Source organism: Parafrigoribacterium humi (assembly GCF_040227205.1).
Lineage (GTDB): Bacteria > Actinomycetota > Actinomycetes > Actinomycetales > Microbacteriaceae > Parafrigoribacterium_A > Parafrigoribacterium_A humi.
The window spans coordinates 1-26091 of record NZ_JBELOA010000010.1 but is presented as its reverse complement, the minus strand read 5'-3'; the positions used below and the strand labels follow the sequence as shown (position 1 = coordinate 26091).

Sequence of the window (26091 nt, the reverse complement as noted above, 5' to 3'; positions counted from 1 at the left end):
GGTGGTGTAGCTATTTGAGGACGTAGATGACGAGGAAGAGCCCGATCCAGACGACATCGACGAAGTGCCAGTAGTAGGAGACGACGATTGCGCTTGTCGCCTCCTTGTGGCCGAAGTTCTTCACGCTGTACGCGCGCCCGATGATCAGCAGGAACGCGATGAGACCGCAGGTGACGTGGATGGCGTGGAAGCCGGTGGTGAGGTAGAACGCCGAACCGTATGAATTGGAGGCGAGCGTGACGTGCTCGTTCACCAGGTTGGCGTACTCAAAGATCTGCCCGGTGACGAAGACCGCGCCCAAGGCGTAGGAGAGGAAGAACCAGCGCGTCAGCCCCCACTGGCTGAACTTCCAGCCGGTCGACTTCGGCTGCAGTCTCTCCGCCGCAAAGACGCCGAACTGGCAGGTGACGGACGACAGGACCAGGATGAGCGTGTTCACGAGCGCATACGGCACGTCCAGGTTCGACGTCTCGGCGGCCCAGAGCTGGGGCGACGTGGAGCGCAGAGTGAAGTAGATGGCGAACAGGCCCGCGAAGAACATCACCTCACTCCCGAGCCAGACGATGGTCCCGACGGCGACGACGTTAGGTCTGTTAACGGCGGGAGCCCCGATTGATGGAGTAATTGAGGTGCTGGTCACGTCTCCCATTATGGCCGATTTCGAGGTCGACTTTTCTCATTCTCGCGGCCAGTCTGGGGGTTGGAGCGGCCTATTTTGCCGTTTTCGAGTCGCTAGGATCGCATCTATGCCCTCGGAAAACACTTGGCCCGCTCTGCTCAGCTCCCTACTTCGCGGGGAGGGCCTCAGCATCAGCGAGGCCACCTGGGCCATGAGGCGCGTCATGTCCGGTGAGGTCACGCAGGCTCAACTCGCCGGGTTTTTGGTGGCATTGAACGCCAAGGGGGAGACCGTCGATGAGATTGTCGGGTTCCGTGACGCGATTCTCGAGCACGCGCTGCCGTTGAACGTCGACCCGATGGCGCTCGACATCGTCGGCACGGGCGGGGATCGCTTCGGCACCGTGAACGTGTCGACCATGGCCTCTGTTGTTGCCGCGGCATCCGGTGTTCCCGTGGTCAAGCACGGGAACAGGGCCGCGAGCTCGAAATCCGGCTCCTCCGACGTGCTTGCAGCGCTGGGCCTGAGCCTCGATCTTCCACCGGAGCGTGTCGCCGAGGTCTTTGGCGAAGCCGGCATCACCTTTGCCTACGCCACCCTGTTCCACCCCGGGTTCCGTCACGCCGGGCCGGTGCGGGGTGAGCTCGGCATTCCCACGGTGTTCAACTTCCTCGGCCCGCTGTGCAATCCGGCGCGGCCGGAGGCGAGTGCCGTTGGGGTGAGCGGTCTCGACAAGGTTCCTCTTATTGTCGGTGTATTCCGTACCAGGGGAGCCACGGCTCTCGTCTTCCGCGGGGACGACGGCCTGGACGAGCTCACGACCACCGGCCACAGCCACATCTGGGAGGTGTCGCGCGGTGCGGTGACCGAGCACGATCTCGACCCGCTCGACCTGGGGATCAAGCGGGTGGAGATCTCCGAACTCCTCGGGGGCGACCCCGAACACAACGCTGCGATCGTGAGGTCGACGTTGGCGGGGGAGTCCGGCGCGGTTCGGGACATCGTGCTGCTCAACGCCGCAGCGGGCCTCGTCGCCTACGACCTCGCGGTGAATCCCGCGCACGCCCAGCAGTCGATCGTCGACCGGTTCGCCTCGGCGATGGCGACCGCGGCCGAGGCCATAGACTCCGGCGCCGCCACGGCCAAGCTGGATGCCTGGATCGCCGCCACCACGAAGTGATGGCGTTCGCACGCTAGAGGGCAGTATCGCTGGGCATCGCTCACTTGTACTCTGAGCGCATGAGTGCTTTCGTGTTGTTGTCCATCCTCATCTACGTCGTCACCGCGGTGATCATCCTGTGGATCGTCTGGGCGATCATCCGGTCGGCAGTGCGCAGGGCGCTTCGAGACCATCAGGAGTGGCTCGAAGAGCGCGGCCTGCGCTGAATCGCGGCTGAATTGCGGCTGGATTGCGGAGTAGCGGGGCTCACGCCGGATCGACGTAGAACCAGCGGCCGCGCTCTTTCACGAATCGGCTGAGTTCGTGCTGCTCGCCGTTGCCCGCGGGGGAGCGGTAGTAGGCGCGGAATTCGACGGTTCCCGAGCTCGCCAGGATGCCACCATCCGACACGGCGAGGATGTCGAGCCGATACCACCGCAGCAACGGATCGAGTTCAAGCTCCGGCGGCCTGGTGCGCGGATGCCAGGTCTCGAGCAGGTAGGCGACGTCTCCGATGGCAAACGCCGAGAACCTGGACCGCATGAGGCGCTCCGCGGTCGGCGCATGAGCCTCTCCGCGGTGAAGGGGACCGCAGCATTCGTCGTAGGGAAGGCCGCTCAGGCAGGGGCAGCGCGAGGGGTTAATCGGAACTCCTCACGTGATGGCTCTCCACATCCTCGGTATACCGACTGCACGTTGTCGAGAGCCTAGCCTCAACACGCGGCCGCAGGCTTCCGAATCCGCCATGATGTGATGATGAAGCTCACCGAGTTCGCCGTTCCCGACAGTCAGGCCGCGCGGGCCGCGCTCGAAATCGCGGCCGCGTACCACACGCCATCCCTCCTGAATCATGTGCAGCGCTCCTGGCTGTGGGCGGAGGCGTTTTCCCGTGTGCGCGGACTCGAGGCGGATCACGAACTTCTCTACGTCGCCGCAATGCTCCACGATGTCGGCGTTGCACCGGAGTTCGACAACGTCACGCTCGCCTACGAAGATGCGGGCGGCCATGTGGCGATCGCACTCACCGCGGGCGCTGGGTGGTCGGCGCCGCGTCGCGTGCGGGTGCACCAGGTGATCGTGCGACACAACTGGCCGGAGGTCGACCCGGCTCTGGATGTCGAGGGACACCTGCTTGAGATCGCGACGGGACTCGACATCTCGGGTGCCCGCCCGGACGAGCTGCCGCGGGCCTTCCTGAGCGAGGTTCTGGAACGCTACCCGAGGATCGACCTGGCGTCCGAGTTCACCGCGTGCGTGACGGACCAGGCCTCCCGCAAGCCGGACACCGCGGCGCGGCGCCTGGTCAACGGGGGAGTGGCCCGCAAAATCCGAGAGAATCCGCTCGAACGCCTCTGAAAGTCACACCGGCCACCTTCGCGAGGCTGCTCTGGGCCGGTAGTCCAGTATCGGTACCTGGCTCTTCCTTCGCTCGGCCGTCATCCGGTAACGTTCTCTCCGAACGTGACACGATGCCGAGGAGGTGAGCCCGATGCACACACTGTCCACTCCGGATTCTTCAGGAACGGGCGCTCCTTCGAGTTCACGATTGCGCGACTGACGTAGCCGTCGCGAGGAGCGCTTTTCACGCACTCCCAGAAAGCTACGACATGAACGATTCAGCTCAGAACGACTCTGGCATCCTCCCTTCGGGCGAGTCCGGCCGCCTGCGCGGCAGGGCGCTGGTACTTGCCGGCGCGGGCGCGGCAGGCAACGCATGGCAGCTTGGTCTCATCGCGGGACTCGCGAGCGCCGGGATCGACCTCACGACGGCCGACCTCGTGATCGGAACGTCGGCGGGGTCGACGGTGGCAGCTCAGATCACCAGCGGCGCGCACCCGGCCGAACTGTACGCGGCGATACTCGCCGAAGTACCCCAAGACCGTGCTACCACCTCGGCATCGCCGCGAGAACGCACGGCCCAGCTGTCTGGCCCGAAGTATATGGAATGGTCAGACGGGATCATCCGTGCTTCCGCGGGCGCGGCCGACATGCGGCGCAGGATCGCGACGGCGGCGCTTGACCTGGACGTATCCGATGGCTCCGCGTCGGCGCGGTGGCACGACATCGTCGCTTCCCGACTGCCGAACGCCCAGTGGCCACGGCAGCGAGTGCTCATCACCGCGATCGACGCGCGCACGGGCGAGTCCGTCGTGTTCGATCGCGAGAGCGGCATCGACCTGGTGGATGCCGTCGCTGCGAGCACATCCGCGCTGACGCCCTATCGCCTCGGCGAGCAGCGATATCTGAACGGCGGCTATCGTCGCAGCTCGAACACCGACCTTGCAGCGGGCTGCCAGCGCGTGCTGGTGCTGGAGCCATTCGGCGGCAGGTCACGGCATCCACTCGCGTGGGGCATGGACCTCGCGACCCAGGTCGAGGAACTGCGTGCCGCGGGCTGCGGAGTGGAGACCATCTTCCCGGATGCCGGCGCGGGCGATGTCTTCAACGCGAACGCGCTAGATCCGACGACGCGGCTGCCCGCGGCGCGCGGAGGCTACGCGCAGTGCAGAGCCATCTCCAGGCAACTTGCCGAGTTCTGGAACTGATGTCCGGCGGTTCCTTCCTCGCCAGGTTGTCTCTTGACGGGCACGACACTCTCGCCAAAAATGGGTGCACATCGCACTCACTCTCGGAAAGAAGCAGTGATGGGCAACCTTGTGTACTGGATGAACGTGTCCGTCGACCTGCGGATCGAACGGACTCCCGGCGACAACGGCTCGGGGGAGTGGCTGCGCATCGGCGAGTCGCTGCACCGCGAGTTCAATGCGCGGGCACGGGAGCTCGCGGTGATGGTCCAGGGCCGGGTCATCTACGAGACGATGGAGGAGTTCTGGCCCCGCGCGCGCACGGATGACTCGCTGCCGGAGTTCCTGCGCGAATACGGTGAGATCTGGACGGATGCGCCGAAGGTGCTGGTCTCTCGCACTCGCACGAGCGCCGAACATAACACCCGGATCTTTGGGCGAGACGATGCGATCGACCAGCTCGCGCAGCTTCGGGCCGAGACAGACGGCAGGATCGGGGTCGGCGGTGCGAATATCGCAACCCAACTGCTTCGGGCGGGCCTGCTCGACGAACTGATGTTGTTCACGCACCCGGCGATCCTCGGCACAGGCAGGCCGCTGTTTGACGACGACCTGCCGATCGACCTCGACCTGCTCGAACACGAGACCTTCGACGAGGGCGTCATGCTGCATCGCTACGCGATTCGCCACGAGGGCAGGGCGTAGGAAACGCATCTTGACATAATGCTGATTATCAGCGATTGAAACGCGGTGCGGAGAGGGGCACTCAGTTGCCCGGAACCGCGCTCCAGCCTGCGCAGATCAGCGCTGTTGCGCGAGGAACAGTTCGATCGCCTCGACGACGAGTGCGTGGTCGTCTTCCTGCGCGAGCCCTGAAACCGTCACGGTGCCGATGACGCCGGAATCCGCGATGGTGATCGGAAAACATCCGCCGTGAGCCGCATACAGCGCGTTGTTCGCCCACGGGCGTGTCTCGAACGGCGTCCCGGACGACCTGTGGCGCAGGCCGACCAGAAACGAGCTCACGCCGTACCTGCGCACGGTTCGCGCCTTCCGGGCCACCCAGTCGTCGTTGTTCGGCGCTGTGCCCGCGAGGGCCGCGTGAAAGAGCTGCTGTTCGCCTCTCGTTATGTCAATAGTGATGGGCAGGCTCCGTTCGTGGCCCAAGCTCACCAGGATGCTGCCGAGCTCCCAGGCGTCGTCGTGACGAAAACGGGTGAACACGAGGCGCTTCTCCTGCGCCTCGATCTCGGCCATGAGTGCGTCGGTGTCCTCGGTCACGTTTCTCCCATTCCCTCTACTACTCCCCCGCGAACTCGTTGTCTCAGACGAAGTCGCTGACGTCCCCGACGTAGCGCGTGTGCTCCGCTGGAATGGGCTCTACCGCTGCAAGCGCGATCTCGGCGGCGAACTCGCCGACGTTGTACAGCCTGCCCGCAGCCTCCTTACGGGCGTCGATCGCGCCGGGATTCGCGCGCTCCAGCAGCGTTGCGGTGATCGTTCCTTCGATCATGTCCCCCGAGACCACGACGAACTCGATTCCCGCATCGTCCAGCCGCGGGATCTGCGCACGAAGCGCATCCTCCCCTGCTCGCTTGCTGAGAGCGACCGGCAGATACTCCGGCATCGTGTCGACGGTCTTGATGAAGTGCGCCTGGTGACTGGTCACGAACACGACCCGGGAGCCCGGAGCCAACAGTGGAATGGCACTCGTCAGCAGGTTCACCTGGGCGTCGCGGTTGAGCTGCATCGCATAGTTCTCCGCCATGCCCGCTTCCATGCCGCCAGAGGCATTGAGCACGAGGACGTCGAGGCCGCCCCATGCCCGAGTCACGGTGTCGAACATCGCGGCGACCGACGCGGCATCCGTCAGGTCTGCACCGACGGCGATCGCGGTGCCGCCGGCTGTCTCGATCTTCTCGACGAGCTGGAGTGCGCGCTTCTCCTTGTTGCGGTAGTTGATGACGACCTTCGCACCCGCCTCGGCCAGATAGCCCGCGGTATCAGCGCCGATGCCCCGTGACGAACCTGTGACCAGGGCGCGTTTTCCTGCGAGGGAACCTGGGGCAAGAGGATTGGTCACGTAGTTCAGCTCCTGTGATCGATGATGTGGGCGTGCGCGCCCGCGGTGTCGAGAATAGCAACAACGGCACTGCCGACGGGCCTGTGATGATAGTTTCGGTAGTGACACAAGGGATACCGACGATGCCAGTGGAATTTATTGTGAGTTATGCCTGGCTCTTGTGGCTCGGGCTTGTCCTGGTTTTCGTGATCGTCGAGGTCATGACCGTGGACTTCACCTTCCTCATGCTGGCGATCGGCAGCCTCGGCGGCCTCATCTGCGACCTGCTCAGTCTGCCGCTGTGGTCGCAGGTTGTCATCGCTGCCGTATTGGCCGTGCTCCTGCTGTTTCTCGTGCGTCCGTGGCTCAAACGCGTTCTGGAGCGCGGAAGCGACAGGACCCCGAGCAATGTCGATGCGCTGCTCGGTCTCACGGGCGTCGTCACGACAGAGTTCGCCGACGGCCAGGGGCACGTCAAGCTCGCCAACGGTGAGACCTGGACGGCAAGGCTTCCGCAGGGTATGGACACGATCGAGGTCGGCGAAAACGTCGTCGTCACCGCAATAGATGGGGCGACGGCCATGGTCGTGCCCTCCGAAAGGATCGCACAATGAACGACGGCCAGATTTTCGGACAGGTCATTTTGATCGTCGTGCTTGTCATCGTCGCGATCTTCGTGCTGGTGGTGTTGTTCCGGGCCGTCCGCATCGTGCCGCAGGCCACCGCGGGCATCGTCGAGCGCCTGGGCAAGTACCACAAGACCCTCTCCCCCGGACTCAACATCCTCATCCCGTTCATCGATCGGCTCCGCCCGCTCATCGACATGCGCGAGCAGGTCGTCTCGTTCCCTCCGCAGCCGGTGATCACCGAGGACAACCTCGTCGTCTCCATCGACACGGTCGTCTACTTCCAGGTGACGGATGCGCGGGCCGCGACCTACGAGATCGCCAACTACCTCGGGGCGGTCGAGCAGCTGACCACGACGACGCTGCGTAACGTCGTCGGTGGCCTCAACCTCGAGCAGGCCCTGACGAGCCGGGACAACATCAATGGCCAGCTCCGGATCGTGCTCGACGAGGCGACCGGCAAGTGGGGCATCCGCGTCGGACGTGTCGAGCTCAAGGCGATCGATCCGCCCCTGTCGATCCAGGACTCGATGGAGAAGCAGATGCGCGCCGAGCGTGACAAGCGCGCCGCCATCCTCACCGCCGAGGGAACCAAGCAGGCTGCAATCCTGCAGGCCGAGGGCGCACGGCAGGCCGCGATCCTCGAGGCGGAGGGTGACGCCAAGGCCACCGTGCTGCGAGCGGAGGGCGAGGGGCAGGCCATCACGACGGTCTTCAAGGCGATCCACGATGGCGATGCCGACCCGAAGCTGCTCGCGTACCAATACCTCCTGACCTTGCCGAAACTCGCCGAGGGCGAGTCGAACAAGCTGTGGATCATCCCGTCGGAGTTCACCGATGCGATGCAGAGTATCGGTGCGGGATTCCTGGGCAATAAGGGTGCTACTCCGCCCTCCGCGTAGCAGCGGCTTCTTCTCGCCCGCTCCCCCGCGCATCCTTGCGCATCGGGGGCTGGCGGTTGACGTCCCTGAGAACACGCTCCTGGCCTTTGCGAAAGCCGTCGCCCTTGGCATCAGGTACATCGAGACGGATGTGCACGCGAGCAGCGACGGCGTCGCCGTGATCAGCCACGATCCGGATCTGACGCGCCTCGGCGGCCGAGACGAGCTGGTGAGCGACATTCCCCTCGCGGAACTGCAGCGAGTCGACCTGGGCGGAGGCCAGTGCTTTGCCAGTCTTGCCGAGGCCCTCGATGGGTTTCCGGAGATGCGATTCAATATCGACGTGAAGTCGGCCGACGCCGTCGAACCCACCGTCAGGGCCATCCGTTCCGCCGGCGCTCTCTCGCGGGTGCTCGTCACCTCCTTCAACGAGCGGCGGCGCGCGGCGACGGTGCGGCAGCTGCCCGGCGTCGCGACCTCTGCCTCCGCTCCCCTGTTCGCCGGCGCACTCGTGGCTGGCAAGATCGGCTTCTCCCCCGCCGTGCGCCTGGCACTGCGGTCCGTGGATGCCGTGCAGATTCCCGAGCGCGCCGCGAGTCTGGACACCATCACGCCTCGGCAGCTGCGATCATTGCATGCCGCAGGTGTCGAAGTGCACGTGTGGACTATCAACGACGCAGACGAGATGACCCGCCTTCTCGACCTCGGTGTCGACGGGATCGTGACCGACCGCGCGGATGTCGCGGTTCAGGTGATTCGCTCGCGCGAATGAGCTGCGGAGTACCGCTGTACACCCTGTGAAGCCGCTGGGAATGGCGCGATGCGGAAAGGTTCTACACAGCTTCGGGGTTTATAAATTTGAATGCATCGCGAGAAGGGACCACACAATGGCGGATCGCAGTTTGCGCGGAATGAGGCTCGGATCCCAGAGCCTGCAGAGTGAAGAGGGCGTGACCTTTTCCCCGCGAAAGAAGAGTGTTTACCAGTTGGCCGATGGCTCGACCTTCGAGGTCATGTTTTCGGCCGATGCAGAGGTTCCCACGATCTGGGAATCGCCCAAGAGCGGCCAGGAGGGGCGGCTCCTCGACGACGCCGGGCGTCAGGTCGAGATGGAAGCCGCGGACGTGAAGGTCCCGCGCAGCCACTGGGACATGCTCCTCGAGCGTCGCACTCGTCCCGAGCTTGAAGAGCTGCTGCAGGAACGTCTCGACTTCCTGCGCGCGCGTCGGGGCCAGCACAAGATCGGCGCATGAGCGCCCCCTCCAGCCGTTCGGCTAGGGCCGCAACCGGCTGGAGATTCCCCAGAGTGTGACTCTGAACAGCGCCTCGGCGACTATGCCGAGGTGCATCTTGGAGCGCCCGGCGACGCGCTCGACGAAGATGATGGGGTGCTCGACGACGGGCAGGCCCGCGCGCTCCATGCGCCAGGCCAGTTCCACCTGGAAGCAGTAGCCCTGCGACGCCACGGTCGAGAGGTCCAGTGTGCGCAGCGCCTCCGCGCTGAAGACGCGGAAGCCCGAGGTGAGGTCGCGCACGCGTGAGCGCAGCATCCGTCTCGCGTAGCCGTTTCCGGCGCGGGAGATCGCCTGTCGCACCCAGGGCCAGTTGAGCACCCGCCCGCCGGGAATCCACCGCGACCCGACAACGAGGTCTGCGCCCGCGCGGGCGAGTCCCAGCATCCGCGGGAGCTCGGCGGGATCGTGCGAGCCGTCCGCATCGATCTCCACGACGTAGCGGTAGCCCTGCTCAAGCACGCGGGCGAAGCCTGCGCTGTAGGCGACTCCCAGCCCCTGCCTCTCTGCGCGATGCAGCACGGAGATGGCTGGGTCTCCCGCCGCCATCGAGTCTGCGCGCCTGCCCGTGCCATCCGGACTGTTGTCGTCGACAATGAGCACGTCTGCCTGTGGCACGGACTGGCGCACCCTGGCAACGATGACCTCGAGATTCTCGATCTCGTTGTAGCTGGGCACGATGATGACAGTGTCAGCCACGGCGTCGTCTCCCCGCCCACTGCATCGCGAATCCGAGGACGAGGCCGGCGAGGCCGATGCCACCAACGAGCCATTCGACGGGCCTCCCGATCGCCATGGCGGGGGTGATCGTCGAGCTCAGGGGAACGGTGTCGAGCATCGCGCCGGCCGTGTAGTCGGGAAGCGAGGCAATCGTCCGTCCGTCGGGGGCGAAGATCGCGCTCATGCCGACCGTGGAGATGTTGACGACGCTGCGGCCCGTCTCGATTGCCCGCAGTTTCGCGATCGCGATCTGCTGTCGTGACTCGTCGCTGTGACCGAAGTCGGCGTTGTTCGTCGGCGCGAGAATGAGCTGCGCTCCCCCGTCGATCATCGTGTGGATGAGCGAATCGTCGACGATGTCGAAGCAGATCGCGACCCCGGCCTTGATGCCGTTGATGTCGAAAACGTTCGGGCGCTTCCCGACGGAGTAGTCGCGCGGCACCATATCGAACAGCTGTGGCGCGAGCGGGTACCAGAAGGAGCGATCCGGGAGGTATTCCGCGAACGGGACCGGGTGGATCTTGTCGTACTGCTGGACCGAGCCCTTCCCTGACTCCCAGAGCAGCAGGCTGTTGAAGTACCGCCCCGTCGCATCCCTGGTGATGGTTCCGGTCACGAGCGGTGCGTGCATCTGGGCCGTGACGAAGTCCAGCACCTGGGCGGACTGCGGATATCGCAGAGGATCGATGTCTGCCGCGTTCTCGGGCCAGACCACGACATCCGCCTTCTTGCCGAACAGCGGCACCGTGGCCTGGAGGTGGTCGTCAAGGGTCGTCCCGGGCGGATGCTGGGCAAAGAGTCCGGCATCCGCGTTGCCCTGCACGGCCGCGACCCGCATCGTCGAGGTTGAGACGACGGGCCAGGCCGGAATCACGAGGAGTAGGGCGAGCGCACCCGTGGCGAGGATGCCGCGTGCGCTCCAGCTGAGGTTCACCTCGAGCGCGACGACCACGGCCAGCGCACTCACCCAGGCGAGGAGAAAGCTGAGGCCGGAGACTCCCACCCAGGTCACGAGCGAGCCGAACGGGCTGTCCGATTGGGAGAACGCGAGTCTGCCCCAGGAGAAGCCACCGTAGGGCCAGACCGCGGCGATGGCCTCGCGCAGCGTCCACAGGCCGGCAAGCACGAGGGGTATGCCGGCGATGCGGCCGGTGCGCCTCGCCCACACGAGCGGGAGCAGGCGCCAGGCCAGCGACATCAGTATCGCTCCGACGGCGAAGAAGATGGCCTCGAGACCGGCCAGGGCGAGCCACGGTATTGCCCCGAGATACACGGTGAGCCAGAAGATGTGGCTGCCGAAGAATGCGAATCCGGCGATCAGGCCGATGAAGGACGACCCGCCGACACTTCTGCCCCGAAACGACCACAGCATGAGCCCGGTGCCCACGAAGACGAGCGGCCACCAGCCGAGCGCGGGAAAGGCGCAGGCATTGAGTGCGCCGCCGATGGCTGCCGCCCCTGCCGCCCACCACAGGGACAACGGAGTTCTCGGTGACGGGTGCACTAGAACAGCCTAGGTTGTGCGGGCTGGAGAGATGCTTTCACGGGACGGTGTGCCTCAGGCGACGCTCGAGTACGCGACGATCCCTCGCCTGATCGAGTCGAGTGCCGTGCGTGCCGTGCGCCCGACCTTCGCGTTCGCAACCATGGACACCTGGTCGAGCAGGTCGATGGTCTGCTTGGTCAAGCGCACGAAGTCTCCCGCGGCGAGATCCGCATCGCCCAGGACCGCGTCGAGCCTGGCCCCCTGGGCCCACCGGCTCATCGCGAGCGACAACCCGGTGGACAGCGGTGCGGTGCCGGGCAGTCTGTGCTGCTGCTCGAGATCGTCGAGCCTGCTCCACAGCTGGGTCGTCTTCTCCAGTGCTGGGCGGAACGCACCCTTGGGCAGATAACGATCGGAGGGCTGTCCCTCGTCCCGGCGGGGCTCGTAGACGAGCGTTGCGGCCATGGCGGCGAGACCGGCAGGGTCGAGCTCGGACCAGACGTTCCTGCGCAGGCACTCCGCGACGAGCAGGTCGCGCTCGCCGTAGATGCGGCGCAGGATGGCCCCGTGCTGGCCGACAGAGACCGTGCCGTTCTCTCCCTGCACGAGATAGCCGAGTTCGAGCAGCACGTCGCTGACCCTGTCGAACACCTTGGCGACCGCGCCCGTGCGGGAGCGGATCTGCCGGGTCAGGTCGTCCGTCTGCTTCTTGAGCTTCCACCAGCGCTCGGCCCAGCGAGCGTGGGTCTCGCGATCGCGACAGGCGTGACACGGATGCTGCGTCATCCGCCTGCGAAGCTCCGCGAGTTTGCGCTGCCGCTTGTCGCGCTGCGCCCTGGACTGCTGGTCGCCCCTGAGCGCGCCCTTGCGCTCGAGATCGGTCAGCTCCCGGCGGATTCCGGAATACTCAGCGAAGTCCCCCAGGTGACACCGCATCGACTTCGCATACCCCGCGAGGGACTCCTCCTGGCTTCGCACCTTGCGCGCAAGGTCGACGACGGCGCGATCCGCCTGGAACTGGGCGAAGGATGATTCGAGAACCTCGCGTGTGCGGTCACGACCGAACTGCTCGATGAGGTTGATGGCCATGTTGTAGGTCGGGCTGAAGCTCGAGTTGAGCGGATAGGTGCGCCGAGACGCGAGGGACGCGACGGCCTGCGGGTCGAGCCCCTCCTGCCACTGGATCACCGAGTGGCCCTCGACGTCGATGCCGCGCCTGCCGGCCCTCCCGGTGAGCTGGGTGTACTCCCCCGGAGTGATCGGCACTCGTGCCTCGCCGTTGAACTTCTCGAGCTTCTCGAGCACGACCGTGCGCGCGGGCATGTTCATGCCGAGCGAGAGCGTCTCCGTCGCGAACACGGCCTTGACCAGTTTGCGTTGGAAGAGTTCCTCCACCACTTCCTTGAACGCGGGCAGCATTCCCGCGTGGTGGGCGGCGACCCCGCGTTCGAGCCCACTGAGCCACTCCCAGTAGTCGAGCACGGCGAGATCCTCGTCCCTGAGGGCACGGCAGCGCTCCTCGACGATCTCGCGGATCTCGTCGCGCTCCGCGGCGCCCGTGAGCCGCACACCTGCCCGCAGGACCTGGTGAACTGCGGCATCGCAGCCGACCCGGCTGAAGATGAAGAACACCGCGGGAAGCAGGTTCTGGGAGCCGAGAAGTTCGACGATCTGAGCACGATCCATTCGGCCGTTCTCGCGCGTCTGCCGAGCATGACGCCTCCCCAGCTCGCTCTGGCGCCGTCCCGACATCGCGCGGACGCCCGAGCCCGCGAGCCGCACCAGCTCGGGGTTGACCCGCGGGGTGTTCGAGCGCGCGCCGCTCCCCCACTCTGTGGTGCCCCGGGCATCGAACAGGTCGAGCAGTTTGCTGCGCACGAGCACGTGCTGCTCGAGCGGAACCGGCCTCTCCTCCGAGACGACCACCGCGGTGTCACCGCGCACCGCCTGCAGCCAGTCGCCGAACTCCTCGGCATTGGAGACCGTGGCGCTGAGAGAGACGAGTCTCACCTGCAGCGGAAGGTGGATGATGACCTCTTCCCAGACCGCGCCGCGGAACCGGTCGGCGAGGTAGTGCACCTCGTCCATGACCACATAGGAGAGGTCCGTCAGCAGCTCGGAGTCCGCGTACAGCATGTTGCGCAGGACTTCGGTGGTCATCACGACGATGCGGGCCTGGGAGTTGATGTTGGTGTCTCCGGTGAGCAGGCCCACCTCGTCCGGACCATACTCCGCGAGAAACTCCTGGTACTTCTGGTTGCTGAGCGCCTTCATCGGCGCGGTGTAGAACACCTTTGCCTTCGGATCCTGCATGGCGAGAAAGACCGCGAATTCAGCGACGATTGTCTTTCCCGCTCCGGTGGGAGCCGCAACGAGCACACTCGAACCGGACTCGAGCGAACCGCAGGCGCTCAGCTGGAATGGATCGAGGTCGAACGACAGCGAGCTACGAAAGTCTTCGAGTCGTGGCCGCGATTGCCTGCTCCTGGACGCGGCATAACGTTCGGCGGGCGTCGGCCCATTGTGCGTCATAGGGATGCGGTGTCGAGCTCGTTCTCCAGTGCTTGGGCACGCTTGAGTGCGGCACGGTCATGCACGAACGCGATACCGACGGCGATGAAGTACAGCCCGATGATCGGCGCGGCGAGGAGGAACATCGAGATGACGTCGGCCGAAGGAGTGGCGATGGCGCAGAAGACGATGATCACGAGGATGGCCCAGCGCCACGCCTTGAGGATCGCCTTGCCCGTCAGGATGCCCATGAAGTTCAAGAGGACGAGGAACACCGGAAGGATGAAGGCGATGCCCACGGCAAGGATGAGCTTGACCGCAAAGGTGAAGTAGTCCTTGGCATCGAGGAAGTTCGCATCCTGGCTGGAGACGAAGGAGTTGAGCAGCAGGAACATGTGCGGCAGCACGAGCCAGCCAGCCGTGCAACCGGCGAGGAACAGCGGAACCGTCGAGAAGAAGAATCCAAAGGTGTATTTCTTCTCGCGCTTCGTGAGCCCGGGGACGAGGAACGCAAAGAGCTGGTACAGCCAGATCGGGCTCGCGACGATGATGCCGACGAAGAACGCGATCTGGAGGTGGAGGTCAAATGCCGCGGTCGCACCGGAGTAGTTCAGCAGCGTCTTCACGCCGTGTGCTTTGCTCGCCTCGATGATCGGCTGGCGAAGCCCGTCGAGCACGAAGTTGCCGACGAAGAAACCACCGACGGAAAACAGGAGGATTGCAGCCGCAGAGCGAAAGAGTCTCTTGCGAAGCTCCACCAGATGCTGGCGGAGCGACATGCGGCCTTCGCTTTGTGCGCCTCGCTTGGTGCGCGCAGCCACGGAGACTATGACTTGGGCTTGGACTCGCTGGAGTCCGCCTGCTTGACGGTCTCAGCGGCCGAGTCGCTCGCAGACGAGTCCGTCGTGGCTTTGGGGTTGCCGTTCTCGTCGGTCTTCATCTCGTGCTTGAAGACCTTCATGGACTGCCCGACGCCCTTGGCCAGCGCAGGAAGACGCGTCGCGCCGAAGAGCAACAGAATGATGAGCGCGATGATGAGAAAGTGCCATCCGGTCAAACCAGCCACGGTGCTACGTCCTTTGGATCGAGAAGAACAATTCCCGCTAGTTTACCGTGCTTTTGACGGGCTCGGTGTCACGAACGAGGAACGTTTGCGGGCAGCGGCTCAGGGGCAGAGCTTCTGCTAGGACGGGTTCGCGTATCGGGCTGCGCCGGCGGCCGCCCACTGCGCGACGAGTTCTCGGGCTTCCGCCGGCTCGACGACCGTGACCAGCCCCGGCATGCTCGCCACGAGGCGCTTGAGCCCGTGGTAGTGGGAGACGCGGATGGTCGTGCGCAGGAGCCCGTCGTGCTCGCTCGAGTGGGCCCCGTCCGGGATGTAATCGCGTAGCAGCGGGATCGCGGAACTCTCCACGTCGACGGTGACGATGTGGTCATCCGCCGAGCCCTCGAACAGGGTGTCTGACAGCCGAACATCATCGGCGTGTGAGCTGATGGGTTCCGTCGTGGTCTGCGGATCGCTGATGCGGTCGAGACGGAAGGTGCGCACGGCCTCGCGCAGGTGGCACCAGGCACGCAGGTACCAGTCGGCGTCCAGGGATTCGATGCGCAACGGATCGACCCTGCGGTGCTCGTGGTCACCGCGGGAGTCGAGGTAGTCGAACTCCAGCTGCACTCCGGCGGCGACCGCTTCCCTGATCACCGCGAGGGTGGCATCCGTCTCGGAGCCCTCGACGGCGACCTGGCTGGGCGGTGCGGAGGCACCGCGCGACAGCTTGGCCATGAGCGACGCGATGGCCGCGCGATCGGCATGCTCTGGCAGGGCGGAGAGGTACTGCAGTCCCGCGATGAGCGCGGCGGCCTCGCGGCCGGAGAAGCGCGGAGAATCGTCGATCGCGACCAGGTGGGTGAGCACGATCTGGTCGTTGTCTTCGAAGTCGTCCCAGGCGAGGTCGAAGAGATCCCCATGCTGGTACTGGCCCGTCTCCCCCGGGATGCCGGAGACGGCGATGAGGCGCACGGCGTCGCGCACCTCCTTGGCGGGCACGGAGAACTGCGCGGCCACCTCGTCGACGCTGATCCGTTCGTGGTCCATGAGGAAGGGCACGAGGGAGAGCAGGAACGCGAGCTTGTCCTGGGCCAGCAGCGGTCCCGTCCGTTCAGCCATGGTGCGCCTCCCCTCCCCCGGTCGTGGTGTGTGCGTCTGCGACGAGCCTCAGCCGCGCGCTCACGGCGCTTCGCAGCTCGGGCGGTGAGAGCACGAGGACCTCCGGGCCGTACCCCGCGAGCTCGTCCGCGACGATGTTGGCGTCGGAGTAGTGCAGAAGCAGAGAACCGGATGCCGTCACACGCGTTCCGCGACGCTTGTGCAGCCTGGTCGCCGCATCCGAATCCGGAACGACCTCGATCTCGACAGTGTGGGCATTCCACACCTGCTCGAGCTCGGCGAGGGCCAGGTGGGCCTGGTCTGCGTCCTCGGGGACGAAGGTCTTGCCCGTGGTCGCCACTGTGCTGACAATGCGTCGGAGCAGGAATGTCTTGGTCGCGCCGGTGTCTGGCTCCACAGCGTGGAGGTGCCATCTGCCCTGATGCTGAACGAGGGCGAGTGGCGCCACTGTTCGCACTCTCGCGGCCGCCTCACCGGGCTTCAGGTACGAGAAGCGCACGATCTGGTTCTTCTCCGTCGCGCTCCGCAGCGGCTCGAAGGCGGCATCCCGCACCCGCAGCTTCGGGACGTACCCGAGCACCGGCTCCTGGGTGCCGCCGAGCGAACGCAGCTTCACGATCGCCCTGCGCGACTCCGCAGACAGCGAGCCCTCACGCCAGACCATCGCGGCGAGGCCGAGGAGTGCGGTCTCTTCCGCCGAAAACGAGATGTCGCTCGGCAGCTCGTAGGCTCCGCGCGGGATGCGGTAGCGCAGGTTCTGGTTGTTGCCCGCCTGGCCCGGGGAATCCAGCGTCTCGAGCGGAACCCCGAGTTCGCGGATGTCGTCTTTGTCGCGCTCGAACTGGCGCTCGAGATTGGCGTTGTCTCCCGAGCGGGAGTAGCGCTGGCGGTAGCCCTGCACCGTCGAGAGGATCTCGCTCTTGGTCAGGCCGGTCTCGGTCGCAAGCAGAGCCAGCACGAGGCTGAACAACCGCTCTTCGACCGGAATCCTGGGCGAACTGGACTGTGGCACGAGAAAATCCTAGCTGTCATGGACGCTGTGACACCCGGCCGTGTCGGTGGAGGGAAAAGCTGGCGGACAACGCCGAATGGGGCCTAGTTCGCGATTCCCAGGATATCGACGACGAAGATGATCGTGGCGTTCGGTGGCACGGCGCCGTTGCCCTGCGCGCCATAGCCATCCTTCGGTGGGATGACCAGAAGCACCTGTGAGCCGACCTTCTGGCCGACAAGACCCTTCTCGAAGCCGGGGACGACCTTGCCCTTCTCGATCTGGATCAGCACGGCCTGGTTCTTGGTCCAGGTGGAGTCGAACACGCTCGAGGCCTGGTCCCAGAGCACGCCCGTGTACTTCATCACGACGTTGTCGCCCGCGACGATCTTCTTTCCGGAGCCCGCCTGCAGCACGTTCACCGTGAGCTTCTTGGGCGCATCCGACTGCGGAACCGTGATGCCGGGGCGACCGTTCGGTGCGGTCACGACAACGGGCATGCCAGACTGCGGTGACTGGGATGCTCCGTTCGCCTTGGCCAGGAACGCCTTTGTGATGTCGGCGACGAACACGACCGAGCCCGCTTTGCCATCCGCGGCGGTTCCGCCGGTCTTGCCGCCGTCCTTGGCCGAGGTGGCGATGACGACGCGAGAGCCTACCCTGGAACACTCAAGACCCGTGCTGAGCGCGGCCAGGTCGGGTTGCCCCAGGGTGATCAGGTTGTGGGAGTCCTTGGTGTAGCCGGTCTTGTCGAGGACCTTTCCGTCGGCACCGTTGAGAAGTGTCGCTTCGAACAACACCGGTTGCCCCGCCGTGAGCGGAGTGCCCTTGCCTTTGATGAGGGTGGTCTTCTGCGTGGTCTTCGATGTGATCGGCGTCGGGAAATCGATGGTCGGCTCGGTGTCGAAGGGGCCCGCCGCCGTGACAACGGAGGAGGCGCTGCCCGAGACCATCGGGTTCTCGCACCCCTGGGGGCCGTTGCCAGAACATGCGGTGAGTGTGGCCAGAATGCCCAGGGTGGCAGCCAGTGCGAGTGTCTTGCGCACGCATCCCTCTTTCCGTGACGAAACCGTGAAGTTTTTCAATTCTAGGTGGAAGGAAGTTCCGGTCCGGACTCCGCGCCCGTGGCGAGCGCTGCTGCCGCCTGGGCGGCTCGGGCCGTCTTGCGCGCCTTCTTGGCGGAGGTTGTGCGCTCGCCGAGGGCGCCCGGCGTCCAGATCTCGACATCCTCATCGCTGAAATCACTCTTGGACGCACGGCGCTTGAGCTGCGGCAGAACCACGCCTGACGCAAGCCTGCGGGCCGTGAGCAGGAAGCCGGTGTGGGCGACCATTCTGTGGTCCGGGCGCACGGCGAGACCCTCGACGTGCCAGCCGCGCACTATGGTCTCCGAGGAATCCGGCTCGGTGAAGAGCCCGCTGAAACGGATGGCCTCGGCGACGCGGGAGAGCTGGGTGACGGTGGCGATGTAGCAGACCAGCACTCCGCCGGGGGTGAGCGCTTCGGCGCAGGCGTCGATGCACTCCCAGGGGGCGAGCATGTCGAGCAGGATGCGGTCGACAGAGCCCGCGGCGACGGATGTCGGCAGCGATTCGACGAGGTCCCCCACGACCACAGACCAGTTGTTCGGCTCTCCCCCGAGGAAGCTCGCGACGTTGCCGCGAGCGACCGTGGCGAACTCCTCGCGCCGTTCGAACGACGTGAGCGTTCCGCTCTCCCCGATCGCGCGCAGCAGCCAGAGCGAGAGGGCGCCGGAACCGACTCCCGCCTCGACCACGCTCGCTCCGGGGAAGATGTCGCCGAGAGCGAGGATCTGCGCTGCGTCCTTCGGGTAGATGATCGCGGCACCGCGCGGCATCGACATCACGAAGTCGTTCAGCAGCGGGCGAAGGGCGAGGTATTCGTCATCCGTGGTGCTGCGCACGACGGATCCGTCGGGCAGGCCGATGAGCAGGTCGTGCTCGATCATGCCGCGGTGGGTATGAAAGACCTCGCCTGCTTCGAGGGTGATCGTGTTCAGACGGCCCTTCGGACCGGTGAGCTGCACCTTGTCGCCCGCGCGGAACGGCCCGCTCTGTCTGCGCTGGGCGCTCACGCGGTCACTCCGAGCGAGTCGCGGTAGACGTCGAGGAGGTCGTCCAGGGTCTTGTCGGCGAGGGTGGGCCACACGGTGTGATGGGGGCCGGGTTCGATCGAGACGTGGAGCGGGACACCGATGGTCGTGGCCCCGGAGGCGAGGGCCGACGCGAGGCCGGGAGGAGAATCCTCGAAGGCGACGCAGTCTGTCGGGGCGACATCCAGTAGCTGAGCGGCGCGGAGGTATGGCTCGGGATGCGGCTTGCTGTTCGTCACGTCGTCTCCGGCCACGATGACGTCGAAGGCGTCGAAGCCGAAAGACCCCGCGACGTACGCCGCCATCCGGTGCACGGACATGGTGACGAGAGCGGTGGGGATGCCCGCCTCGCGCACGGCGAGCAGCAGTTCGCGTGCGCCTGGGCGCCAGGGCACCTCTGTGCGCACCTGTGCGAGCACGGTGTCGGTGAGGCGGGACACGATCTCGTCGGCCGTCAGTTGGACGCCACGGGAACGGAAGATCTCCGCGGACTCCCACAGTCCGTTGCCGACCAGGGTGAGTCCGTCTTCGTGGGTCCACACCCCGCCGTGGGAGTGCACCAACTGCGTTTCGGCGCTCAGCCAGTACGGCTCGGTGTCGATGAGTGTGCCGTCCATATCCCACAGGACGGCGGCAGGAAGCTGTTGGGTCACCGCCTGATTCTAGTTGGAGCCGATGCACGATCTATCCTTGACAGGAACGTCGAGCCGACCAGGCTCGTCCGATGCGAGGGTGGCGAGTGAGCGAGCGCGCAGGAATCTTGAGCGGCCGACTGCTGGTCGTCGCGTTCGAGGGCTGGAACGATGCGGGTGAGGCCGCCAGCGGAACGGTGCGGAGCCTCAAGGACCAGCTCGCCCTGTATCCGATCGCCGAGGTGGACGCAGAGGAGTACTTCGACTTCCAGTTCAACCGCCCGATTGCGAGCGTCGGCGATGACGGCAGTCGCATTCTCGTGTGGCCGAGCGTGACGGTGTACGGCCCGGTGTCGCAGCGTAAGAAGAAGGTCAGGCGCCTCGCCGAGGATGCCCAGCTCGCGATGAGCGGTGACAACGACTCCAACATCTACCTGCTGCTCGGCACGGAGCCCTCGCGCGGGTGGCGGAGTTTCACCGCAGAGATCATGGCAACTGTTCGCGATGCGCATATCGGGGGAATCGTCTTCCTCGGTGCGATGCTCGCGGACGTTCCGCACACGAGGCCGATCTCCGTGTTCGTGACGAGCGAGAACGCGGCCGTGCGGGGGCAGCTCGGGGTCGAGCGCAGCAGTTACGAGGGCCCTGTGGGCATCCTCTCGGTCCTGGGCGAGGCTGCGGAGGCGGCAGGGATCCCCACCCTCTCGATCTGGGCGTCCGTTCCCCACTACGTGCACAACGCGCCGTCCCCCAAGGCGATGCTCGCGATCATCGACAAGCTCGAGGAGATCATCGACGTGGTGATCCCGCGCGGTGGGCTCGTGGACGAGGCCGCAGCTTGGGAGAATGGGATCGACGCGCTCGCCGGAGAAGACGAGGACATGGCCGCCTACATCAAGCAGCTCGAGGCGGCGCGGGACACCGTCGATTCCCCCGAGGCCAGCGGAGAGGCGATCGCGCGGGAGTTCGAGCGCTACCTGAGACGGCGCGACGGTGGCAAGCCGGATGGCCGCGGCGATGGCAAGCCCGACGAACCCTGGCGGCCCAAGGAGTAAAAGGGATAGTGGGCTGGCTCACCACGCGCTATTTTCGCACCGTCGGGTTCAGCGCGGGCCGAGACCGGTCATGCCGTCGAGCAGCTCCCGCGCCGCATCGAGGTGCCCGGCGTGCCTGGCCGTCTCCTCGATCAGGTGCAGGACGATCCAGCGGAGGTCGCTGATGTCCTCACCCTCCCACTCCTGGTCGTGCTTGCCCTTCGGGGCAGCATCGAGGGGCGTTCTCGCGATGACCTCATCCGAGAGCTCGCACTGACTGCGGTAGTAGTCGAACACGGCGCCCGTGGAATGGCGTGTCGCGAACGGCGCGTCCGGATCGTACGGATCGTCGATGTCGTCTGGCCAGACGTACTCCGGCGCACTGCCGAGCGCGACATCCTGGAACCAGTGCCGCTCGGCGTCGCCGAGGTGCTCGATCATGCCGAGCGGGGTCCATCCGGACGGGAGAACGGGCGACCGCAGCCGGGTGTCATCGAGCCCTGCGACGATGGCCAGGACGCTGGTGCGCTGTGCATCGAGAAAGTGCTGGAGCGTCTGCTTCTCTGGCATGCCGACACAGTACTCCCCGGTATCGGGCGGCGGTGTCGTGTCGTGCGCCGCGATTCGGGCGCCGCTCGGCCGTGCTAGTGCCGACCCCGAGTGGTGAGATCGATGCCGAGCAGGGCGTCGATCGCCGCGACGGCGGTGTCGGATGCCGCACCGCTCGAGGCGATGAAACGGTCGACCAGCTGGATGGCGCCGGGGGTGTCGAGGTCGGCGGCGAGGGTTTCGCGCAGGGCATCGAGCAGGGGGGCAGCGTCGTCGTCGGCGGATGCCGCCCAGCGGACCCACTCCGCAAGGCGGCGTTCCGCAGCGGCGAGGGTGTCATCCGTCCACTCCCAGTCGGAGCGGTAGTGGTTGGCGAGGATCGCCAGGCGGATGGCGCGGGGATCGACGCCGCGGCCGGTGAGCTGCGACACGAGCACGAGGTTGCCGAGCGACTTGCTCATCTTCTCGCCCTGGTAGGCGACCATGCCCGTGTGCACATAGCTGTCGGCGAGCGGATGCCCGCTCAGGGCCGCCGCGTGGGCGGCGCTGAACTCGTGGTGCGGGAATAGCAGGTCGGAGCCACCTCCGTTGACGGTCAGCGGCGTCGGGAGAAACTCGAGGGCGATGACGGCACACTCGATGTGCCAGCCGGGGCGACCGCGACCGACGGGTGAATCCCAGGCCGGCTCCCCCATCCGCTCGGCACGCCACAGCAGCGGGTCGAGCGCGTCGCGCTTGCCCGGCCGCTCGGGGTCTCCCCCGCGCTGGGCGGAGAGCTCCAGCATGGTCGCCCGGTCGAGGTTGCTCTCGTCTCCGAGGCGCCAGGACGAGGCGGCCTCGCCCGCGGCGTTGTCGAAGTAGATGTCTGCCGCGGCATCCGTGCTGTCGACCGGGTAGCCGATGCCGCTCTGTTGAAGGCGGCTCACCGCGCTCGCGACCTGCGGAATGACCTCGGTGACCCCGACGTAGTGGTCGGGAGGGATGATCGACAACTGCTGCATGTCCGAGCGGAACAACTGGATCTGGCTCGCGGCGAGATCGCGCCAGTCGACGCCGGTCGCGGTGGCCCGCTCGAGAAGCGGGTCGTCGACATCCGTCACGTTCTGTGCGTAGCGCACCTCGTATCCGGCATCGAGCCAGAGTCGGACGAGGGTGTCGAAAGCCAGGTAGGTGGCCGCGTGGCCGATGTGGGTGGCGTCGTAGGGGGTGATGCCGCACACGTAGAGCGAGGCGACGGGGGCATCTCCGTGTGTCGTGGACGGTTCGGCCGATCGGAGAGTGCGGGTCGCGCTGTCAAAGACCCGTGGCACCGGCCCGGATCCCGGGAGTGCGGGGATGGCGGGCTCGCTCCAGGACTTCACGTTTCGAGCCTAATTGACCGGCCGACGCAGCGTTGACGCCGCAGTCCTCGAGCGCGTGGCCCGGTAGCATGCAGCATGCCCATCACACTCGAGAATGTCGGAATTGCTGTTCGAGACCTTGAAGCGACGATCTCGTTCTTCACCGATCTTGGTCTCACGCTGATCGGCCGCGACACGGTCAGTGGAGAATGGACCGACATTGCAGTCGGACTTGACGGCAACCACGCGAGGATCGCGATGCTCCAGACGCCGGATGGCCATGGTCGCCTCGAACTCTTTGAGTACATCCACCCCGAGGCGATCGAGACTGCGCCGACGCTGCCCAATGAGATTGGGATGCACCGGGTCGCGTTCTCCGTGGACGACATCGACGAAGCTCTCGCGATCGCGGCGAAGCACGGGTGCTTCCCGCTTCGAGGCGTGGCGACCTACCAGGACGTCTACAGGCTCTCCTATGTCCGCGGACCGAGCGGCATCATCGTCATGCTCGCCGAGGAGTTGAAGAAGAACTGAACGTCGCGTTCCCGCTGGAGGGCCTCAGTTCGCGTGCAGCACGCCGGTGAGCAGCAGGACGGCGAGAACGACGCCCAGCAGCAGCCGGTAGATCACGAAGGGCAGGAACGAGCGCTTCGAGATGTAGCTCATGAAGAAGGCGATCACGACGAGGCCGACAACGAAGGCGACGGCCGTGGCCACCGCGGTCTCTGCCCCGGTGAACACCTCGGGGGTGCAGTTCGCCGCGGCAGAGACGCAGGGCTCTTTGACGGTCTTGTAGAGCTGGTAGAAACCGCTACCGAACACGGCGGGGATCGCGAGCAGGAAGGAGTAGCGTGCGGCCGCGCGACGCTCGTAGCCCATGAACAGCCCCGCGGTGATGGTGCCGCCGGAACGCGAGACACCCGGGATGAGGGCGAGTGCCTGGGCGAACCCGTAGCCGGTCGCGTGAGGGATGGTGAGCTCCTTGAGCCTGCGCTTCTTCGCTCCGACAGAGTCGGCGACCCAGAGCAGGATGCCGAAGATGATCATGGTGGCTGCGATCACCCAGAGGGAGCGCAGCACGGTCTCGATCTGGGTCTGGAACAGCAGGCCGAGCACGACGATCGGGATGCTGCCGAAGATGATGTACCAGCCGAGCTTCGCGTTCGGGTCATTGCGGGGCACGCGACCGAAGAGCGACTTGAACCAGGTGGAGACGATGCGCACGATGTCGTGCCAGAAGTAGACGACCACGGCCGCCTCTGTGCCGATCTGGATGATCGCGGTGAAGGCCGCTCCGGGGTCGGCTCCCGTGCCGAGCAGCTCACCGACGATGCGGATGTGCGCGCTCGAGGAGATGGGGATGAACTCGGTGAGCCCTTGGACGAGCCCGAGGATGATCGCGTTGATGAAGTCCACGGACGTCCGTTCCTGCGGTGAGTGAGCTAGTAGTTCAGCAGCAGCTCGGTGAGCACCTGCCTGCCAAAGACTAATGCGTCCAATGGCACGCGCTCGTCAACGCCATGAAACATCGCAGGAAAGTCCAGTTCGGGCGGCAGCTTGAGCGGTGCGAAGCCGTAACCCCTGATGCCGAGTTTGCTGAGCGCCTTGTTGTCCGTTCCCCCGCTCAGGAGGTACGGCAGCACGGGTGCGCCGGGGTCATGGGAGTTCAGGGTGGCGGTGATCGCGTCGACGAGTGGTCCGTCGAAGGAGGTCTCGAGCCCGATGTCGCGGTGCATGGTGACGATCTCGATGTCGGGGCCGACCAGGTCTGCGAGTTCGGCGAGCACGGCATCCTCTTCGCCCGCCAGCGTGCGGATGTCGATGAGGGCTTCCGCCGTGTCGGGGATGACGTTGTGCTTGTAGCCGGCGGTGAGCATCGTGGGGTTGGTGGTGGTGCGGAGTGTCGCCTGGATGAAGCCGGCGGCCGTTCCCGTGGCGATGGCCAGCTCATCCGGCCCGACCTTCCGGGGGTCGACGCCGAGGATGCGGGCGATCTCGCCGAGGAGTTCGGTCGTGGTGTCGGTGAGCCGGATGGGCCACTGCCTGCGCCCTACTGCGGCGACGGCCTCGGCGAGCCTGGTGACGGCGTTGTCGTGGATGAGGCGGGAGCCGTGGGCTGCCTGGCCGCGCGCGATGAGCTTGGCCCAGACGAGCGACTTCTCGCCCGTCTGCAGGAGGTAGGCGCGGGTGCCGTTCAGGGAGATCGAGTAGCCCCCGACCTCGCTGATCGCCTCTGTCGCTCCCGCGAAGAGCTCGGGCCGGGTGTCGACGAGGTAGTGGGAGCCAAGCACTCCCCCGGCCTCTTCGTCGGCGAAGAAGGCGATGACGAGGTCTCGCGCGGGCTGGCGCCCGGAGCCGAGGATGTCCTGCAGCGCGGTGATCATCATGGCGTCCATGTTCTTCATGTCGACCGCGCCACGGCCCCAGAGCATGCCGTCTTTGATGGTGCCCTCGAAGGGGTCGACGGACCAGTTGTCGGGCTGAGCGGGCACGACGTCGCTGTGGCCGTGCACGACGAGCGCGGGCTTGCTGGGGTCTGCGCCTTCCACGCGTGCGACGACGCTCGTGCGGCCGGGTTCCGAGTCGAAGAGCTGGGGGTTCAGGCCCATTTTCGTAAGGTGCGCAGCCAGATATTCTGCGGCATCCGTCTCGCCGTTGGACTTGCCTTCGCCGTAGTTCGTGGTGTCGAAGCGGATGAGATCGCGCGCGATCTGCGCGGTGGCGTCGAGTTCGTCTAGCTGGGCGCTGGAGGTCATTGCTCCACGGTACCCGTCGGTGCGCCCGGGCGCCTCGCTCATGCTATTCTCGTACGCGGTCGTCCTCTCCGGATGACCACTGCGCGCGGATGGCGGAAATGGCAGACGCGCTAGCTTGAGGTGCTAGTGCCCGTATAGGGCGTGGGGGTTCAAGTCCCCCTTCGCGCACGTGGAGTAGTTCGGCTTATTGAGCTGGACTTATCGGGAAATTGGTCGGCAGAACCGTTGAGACGGTCTGTCGGCCATTTTTCGTGCTTCGGGGATGTACCAGAGCCGCACATGGCGTCGCTGAGCTTGCCGGTTAACGCAGGAACGGCGCGTCTGAGTGATTTCAGGCGCGCCGAATCGTTCGGTGTTGCGGGTGTTGGGTCTGGCGCATGAATATGTCACATTTGAGTTGACTTGCCTGGGAGCACGCGCGAGCGGCGACCCAGAAGTCACCATTGAGTTCGAGTTCGCCTTCAACGAGCTGCCCATCTGTCTGGATTAGGGCAGTAGTAAGGATCGCGGCCTAAACCAAAACTGTCACCAATCGGGACTGCTGCAGGTTTAGGTGACTCCTGATCTGGGGCGAGTAGCTCGTCTCTGGAAGGATGTTTGCCATGCCGAGAGCGTTTCCGAGGGAGTT

At 65.7% G+C, this 26091-nt stretch carries 29 protein-coding genes and 1 tRNA gene; 12 read left to right on the top strand and 18 right to left on the bottom strand.

The window, feature by feature from the left end; translation table 11 throughout:
- Positions 1-10 precede the first annotated feature (10 nt).
- A complete protein-coding gene (gene ctaE, locus ABUA28_RS13010) occupies positions 11-649 on the bottom strand; it encodes an aa3-type cytochrome oxidase subunit III (protein ID WP_349904631.1) in 639 nt (212 codons plus the stop codon).
- Positions 650-746: 97 nt separating this feature from the next.
- Between ctaE and trpD the strand changes: the two genes are divergently transcribed.
- Together trpD and ABUA28_RS13000 are read left to right on the top strand one after the other, a co-directional pair.
- Positions 747-1799: an anthranilate phosphoribosyltransferase gene (trpD, locus tag ABUA28_RS13005; protein WP_349904629.1), complete on the top strand. Its 1053-nt coding sequence runs from the start codon at positions 747-749 to the stop codon at positions 1797-1799.
- Positions 1800-1858: 59 nt separating this feature from the next.
- Entirely contained in the window at positions 1859-2005 is a 147-nt protein-coding gene (locus ABUA28_RS13000) for a hypothetical protein (RefSeq protein WP_349904628.1), read from the top strand.
- 40 nt (positions 2006-2045) lie between these two features.
- Here ABUA28_RS13000 and ABUA28_RS12995 read toward each other — a convergent pair whose 3' ends face one another.
- Positions 2046-2423, bottom strand: coding sequence for a YchJ family protein (locus ABUA28_RS12995; protein ID WP_349904740.1), 378 nt, complete (start codon positions 2421-2423; stop codon positions 2046-2048).
- A gap of 111 nt (positions 2424-2534) precedes the next feature.
- Here ABUA28_RS12995 and ABUA28_RS12990 point away from each other — a divergent pair, with 111 nt between their 5' ends.
- From ABUA28_RS12990 to ABUA28_RS12980, 3 genes are all read left to right on the top strand, one after another.
- The gene (locus ABUA28_RS12990; protein WP_349904627.1) at positions 2535-3134 is read left to right on the top strand and encodes an HD domain-containing protein; all 600 of its coding nucleotides are present in this window, start codon (positions 2535-2537) and stop codon (positions 3132-3134) included.
- Between the two features lie 251 nt (positions 3135-3385).
- Positions 3386-4324: a patatin-like phospholipase family protein gene (locus tag ABUA28_RS12985; RefSeq protein WP_349904626.1), complete on the top strand. Its 939-nt coding sequence runs from the start codon at positions 3386-3388 to the stop codon at positions 4322-4324.
- Positions 4325-4423: 99 nt separating this feature from the next.
- Positions 4424-5008 (top strand): dihydrofolate reductase family protein, encoded by a 585-nt coding sequence (locus ABUA28_RS12980; protein WP_349904625.1) that lies wholly within the window; start codon positions 4424-4426, stop codon positions 5006-5008.
- Between the two features lie 96 nt (positions 5009-5104).
- Here ABUA28_RS12980 and ABUA28_RS12975 read toward each other — a convergent pair whose 3' ends face one another.
- Positions 5105-5584 (bottom strand): heme-degrading domain-containing protein, encoded by a 480-nt coding sequence (locus ABUA28_RS12975; protein ID WP_349904623.1) that lies wholly within the window; start codon positions 5582-5584, stop codon positions 5105-5107.
- A gap of 43 nt (positions 5585-5627) precedes the next feature.
- Positions 5628-6386: an SDR family oxidoreductase gene (locus ABUA28_RS12970; RefSeq protein ID WP_349904621.1), complete on the bottom strand. Its 759-nt coding sequence runs from the start codon at positions 6384-6386 to the stop codon at positions 5628-5630.
- A gap of 122 nt (positions 6387-6508) precedes the next feature.
- Between ABUA28_RS12970 and ABUA28_RS12965 the strand changes: the two genes are divergently transcribed.
- The 4 genes from ABUA28_RS12965 to ABUA28_RS12950 all read left to right on the top strand — a co-directional run bounded on the left by ABUA28_RS12965 (position 6509) and on the right by ABUA28_RS12950 (position 9125).
- Positions 6509-6979, top strand: a complete 471-nt coding sequence (locus ABUA28_RS12965) for an NfeD family protein (RefSeq protein ID WP_349904620.1) — start codon at positions 6509-6511, stop codon at positions 6977-6979.
- The gene (locus tag ABUA28_RS12960; RefSeq protein WP_349904619.1) at positions 6976-7893 is read left to right on the top strand and encodes an SPFH domain-containing protein; all 918 of its coding nucleotides are present in this window, start codon (positions 6976-6978) and stop codon (positions 7891-7893) included. Before ABUA28_RS12965 ends, ABUA28_RS12960 begins: the two co-directional genes overlap by 4 nt.
- On the top strand, positions 7871-8644 hold the full coding sequence (locus tag ABUA28_RS12955; protein WP_349904618.1) for a glycerophosphodiester phosphodiesterase: 774 nt from the start codon (positions 7871-7873) through the stop codon (positions 8642-8644). The genes ABUA28_RS12960 and ABUA28_RS12955 overlap by 23 nt, the downstream gene beginning before the upstream one ends.
- Before the next feature lie 115 nt (positions 8645-8759).
- Positions 8760-9125: an RNA polymerase-binding protein RbpA gene (locus ABUA28_RS12950; RefSeq protein WP_349904617.1), complete on the top strand. Its 366-nt coding sequence runs from the start codon at positions 8760-8762 to the stop codon at positions 9123-9125.
- Between the two features lie 21 nt (positions 9126-9146).
- On the opposite strand, the gene ABUA28_RS12945 is transcribed toward ABUA28_RS12950, so the two are convergent.
- The 10 genes from ABUA28_RS12945 to ABUA28_RS12900 all read right to left on the bottom strand — a co-directional run bounded on the left by ABUA28_RS12945 (position 9147) and on the right by ABUA28_RS12900 (position 19805).
- Positions 9147-9863 (bottom strand): polyprenol monophosphomannose synthase, encoded by a 717-nt coding sequence (locus ABUA28_RS12945; protein ID WP_349904615.1) that lies wholly within the window; start codon positions 9861-9863, stop codon positions 9147-9149.
- Positions 9856-11388, bottom strand: a complete 1533-nt coding sequence (gene lnt, locus ABUA28_RS12940) for an apolipoprotein N-acyltransferase (RefSeq protein ID WP_349904613.1) — start codon at positions 11386-11388, stop codon at positions 9856-9858. The genes ABUA28_RS12945 and lnt overlap by 8 nt, the downstream gene beginning before the upstream one ends.
- A gap of 54 nt (positions 11389-11442) precedes the next feature.
- Positions 11443-13902, bottom strand: a complete 2460-nt coding sequence (locus ABUA28_RS12935) for a DEAD/DEAH box helicase (RefSeq protein ID WP_349904610.1) — start codon at positions 13900-13902, stop codon at positions 11443-11445.
- Positions 13899-14660, bottom strand: coding sequence for a twin-arginine translocase subunit TatC (gene tatC / locus ABUA28_RS12930; protein ID WP_349904608.1), 762 nt, complete (start codon positions 14658-14660; stop codon positions 13899-13901). The genes ABUA28_RS12935 and tatC overlap by 4 nt, the downstream gene beginning before the upstream one ends.
- A gap of 47 nt (positions 14661-14707) precedes the next feature.
- Positions 14708-14947, bottom strand: a complete 240-nt coding sequence (gene tatA / locus ABUA28_RS12925; RefSeq protein WP_349904607.1) for a twin-arginine translocase TatA/TatE family subunit — start codon at positions 14945-14947, stop codon at positions 14708-14710.
- Positions 14948-15064: 117 nt separating this feature from the next.
- Positions 15065-16048, bottom strand: coding sequence for a helix-turn-helix transcriptional regulator (locus ABUA28_RS12920; protein ID WP_349904606.1), 984 nt, complete (start codon positions 16046-16048; stop codon positions 15065-15067).
- A complete protein-coding gene (locus tag ABUA28_RS12915) occupies positions 16041-17060 on the bottom strand; it encodes a helix-turn-helix transcriptional regulator (protein WP_349904604.1) in 1020 nt (339 codons plus the stop codon). Before ABUA28_RS12915 ends, ABUA28_RS12920 begins: the two co-directional genes overlap by 8 nt.
- A gap of 83 nt (positions 17061-17143) precedes the next feature.
- The gene (locus tag ABUA28_RS12910; RefSeq protein WP_349904603.1) at positions 17144-18085 is read right to left on the bottom strand and encodes an FKBP-type peptidyl-prolyl cis-trans isomerase; all 942 of its coding nucleotides are present in this window, start codon (positions 18083-18085) and stop codon (positions 17144-17146) included.
- Positions 18086-18126: 41 nt separating this feature from the next.
- A complete protein-coding gene (locus ABUA28_RS12905) occupies positions 18127-19134 on the bottom strand; it encodes a tRNA (adenine-N1)-methyltransferase (protein ID WP_349904602.1) in 1008 nt (335 codons plus the stop codon).
- Positions 19131-19805: an HAD family hydrolase gene (locus tag ABUA28_RS12900; protein WP_349904601.1), complete on the bottom strand. Its 675-nt coding sequence runs from the start codon at positions 19803-19805 to the stop codon at positions 19131-19133. The genes ABUA28_RS12905 and ABUA28_RS12900 overlap by 4 nt, the downstream gene beginning before the upstream one ends.
- Positions 19806-19891: 86 nt before the next feature.
- On the opposite strand from ABUA28_RS12900, the gene ABUA28_RS12895 reads away from it, so the two are divergent.
- The gene (locus tag ABUA28_RS12895; RefSeq protein WP_349904600.1) at positions 19892-20839 is read left to right on the top strand and encodes a proteasome assembly chaperone family protein; all 948 of its coding nucleotides are present in this window, start codon (positions 19892-19894) and stop codon (positions 20837-20839) included.
- A gap of 48 nt (positions 20840-20887) precedes the next feature.
- Here ABUA28_RS12895 and ABUA28_RS12890 read toward each other — a convergent pair whose 3' ends face one another.
- Complete coding sequence (locus ABUA28_RS12890; RefSeq protein ID WP_349904599.1) at positions 20888-21388, bottom strand: DinB family protein; 501 nt, start codon at positions 21386-21388, stop codon at positions 20888-20890.
- Positions 21389-21462: 74 nt separating this feature from the next.
- Entirely contained in the window at positions 21463-22728 is a 1266-nt protein-coding gene (mshC, locus tag ABUA28_RS12885) for a cysteine--1-D-myo-inosityl 2-amino-2-deoxy-alpha-D-glucopyranoside ligase (protein WP_349904597.1), read from the bottom strand.
- A 75-nt stretch (positions 22729-22803) separates the two neighbouring features.
- Here mshC and ABUA28_RS12880 point away from each other — a divergent pair, with 75 nt between their 5' ends.
- A complete protein-coding gene (locus ABUA28_RS12880; RefSeq protein ID WP_349904596.1) occupies positions 22804-23241 on the top strand; it encodes a VOC family protein in 438 nt (145 codons plus the stop codon).
- A gap of 24 nt (positions 23242-23265) precedes the next feature.
- Here the strand turns inward: ABUA28_RS12880 and ABUA28_RS12875 are convergent, their stop codons facing one another.
- Together ABUA28_RS12875 and ABUA28_RS12870 are read right to left on the bottom strand one after the other, a co-directional pair.
- Positions 23266-24123 carry an undecaprenyl-diphosphate phosphatase gene (locus tag ABUA28_RS12875; RefSeq protein WP_349904594.1) on the bottom strand — a complete coding sequence of 286 codons (858 nt, stop codon included), beginning with the start codon at positions 24121-24123 and terminating at the stop codon, positions 23266-23268.
- A 26-nt stretch (positions 24124-24149) separates the two neighbouring features.
- A complete protein-coding gene (locus tag ABUA28_RS12870; protein ID WP_349904738.1) occupies positions 24150-25463 on the bottom strand; it encodes a M20/M25/M40 family metallo-hydrolase in 1314 nt (437 codons plus the stop codon).
- A gap of 83 nt (positions 25464-25546) precedes the next feature.
- On the opposite strand from ABUA28_RS12870, the gene ABUA28_RS12865 reads away from it, so the two are divergent.
- Positions 25547-25631, top strand: a tRNA-Leu gene (locus tag ABUA28_RS12865).
- Positions 25632-26091: the final 460 nt, after the last annotated feature.

Excerpts from the sequence above, each read along its gene's own strand:
- trpD (WP_349904629.1), top strand. The coding sequence starts at position 747 with ATGCCCTCGGAAAACACTTGGCCCGCTCTGCTCAGCTCCCTACTTCGC.
- ABUA28_RS12920 (WP_349904606.1), bottom strand. The coding sequence starts at position 16,048 with ATGGCTGAACGGACGGGACCGCTGCTGGCCCAGGACAAGCTCGCGTTC.
- ABUA28_RS12880 (WP_349904596.1), top strand. The coding sequence starts at position 22,804 with ATGCCCATCACACTCGAGAATGTCGGAATTGCTGTTCGAGACCTTGAA.
- ABUA28_RS13000 (WP_349904628.1), top strand. The coding sequence starts at position 1,859 with ATGAGTGCTTTCGTGTTGTTGTCCATCCTCATCTACGTCGTCACCGCG.
- ABUA28_RS12985 (WP_349904626.1), top strand. The coding sequence starts at position 3,386 with ATGAACGATTCAGCTCAGAACGACTCTGGCATCCTCCCTTCGGGCGAG.
- ABUA28_RS12980 (WP_349904625.1), top strand. The coding sequence starts at position 4,424 with ATGGGCAACCTTGTGTACTGGATGAACGTGTCCGTCGACCTGCGGATC.
- ABUA28_RS12960 (WP_349904619.1), top strand. The coding sequence starts at position 6,976 with ATGAACGACGGCCAGATTTTCGGACAGGTCATTTTGATCGTCGTGCTT.
- ABUA28_RS12890 (WP_349904599.1), bottom strand. The coding sequence starts at position 21,388 with ATGCCAGAGAAGCAGACGCTCCAGCACTTTCTCGATGCACAGCGCACC.
- ABUA28_RS12935 (WP_349904610.1), bottom strand. The coding sequence starts at position 13,902 with ATGACGCACAATGGGCCGACGCCCGCCGAACGTTATGCCGCGTCCAGG.
- ABUA28_RS12950 (WP_349904617.1), top strand. The coding sequence starts at position 8,760 with ATGGCGGATCGCAGTTTGCGCGGAATGAGGCTCGGATCCCAGAGCCTG.
- ABUA28_RS12990 (WP_349904627.1), top strand. The coding sequence starts at position 2,535 with ATGAAGCTCACCGAGTTCGCCGTTCCCGACAGTCAGGCCGCGCGGGCC.
- ABUA28_RS12965 (WP_349904620.1), top strand. The coding sequence starts at position 6,509 with ATGCCAGTGGAATTTATTGTGAGTTATGCCTGGCTCTTGTGGCTCGGG.
- ABUA28_RS12870 (WP_349904738.1), bottom strand. The coding sequence starts at position 25,463 with ATGACCTCCAGCGCCCAGCTAGACGAACTCGACGCCACCGCGCAGATC.
- tatC (WP_349904608.1), bottom strand. The coding sequence starts at position 14,660 with ATGTCGCTCCGCCAGCATCTGGTGGAGCTTCGCAAGAGACTCTTTCGC.
- ctaE (WP_349904631.1), bottom strand. The coding sequence starts at position 649 with ATGGGAGACGTGACCAGCACCTCAATTACTCCATCAATCGGGGCTCCC.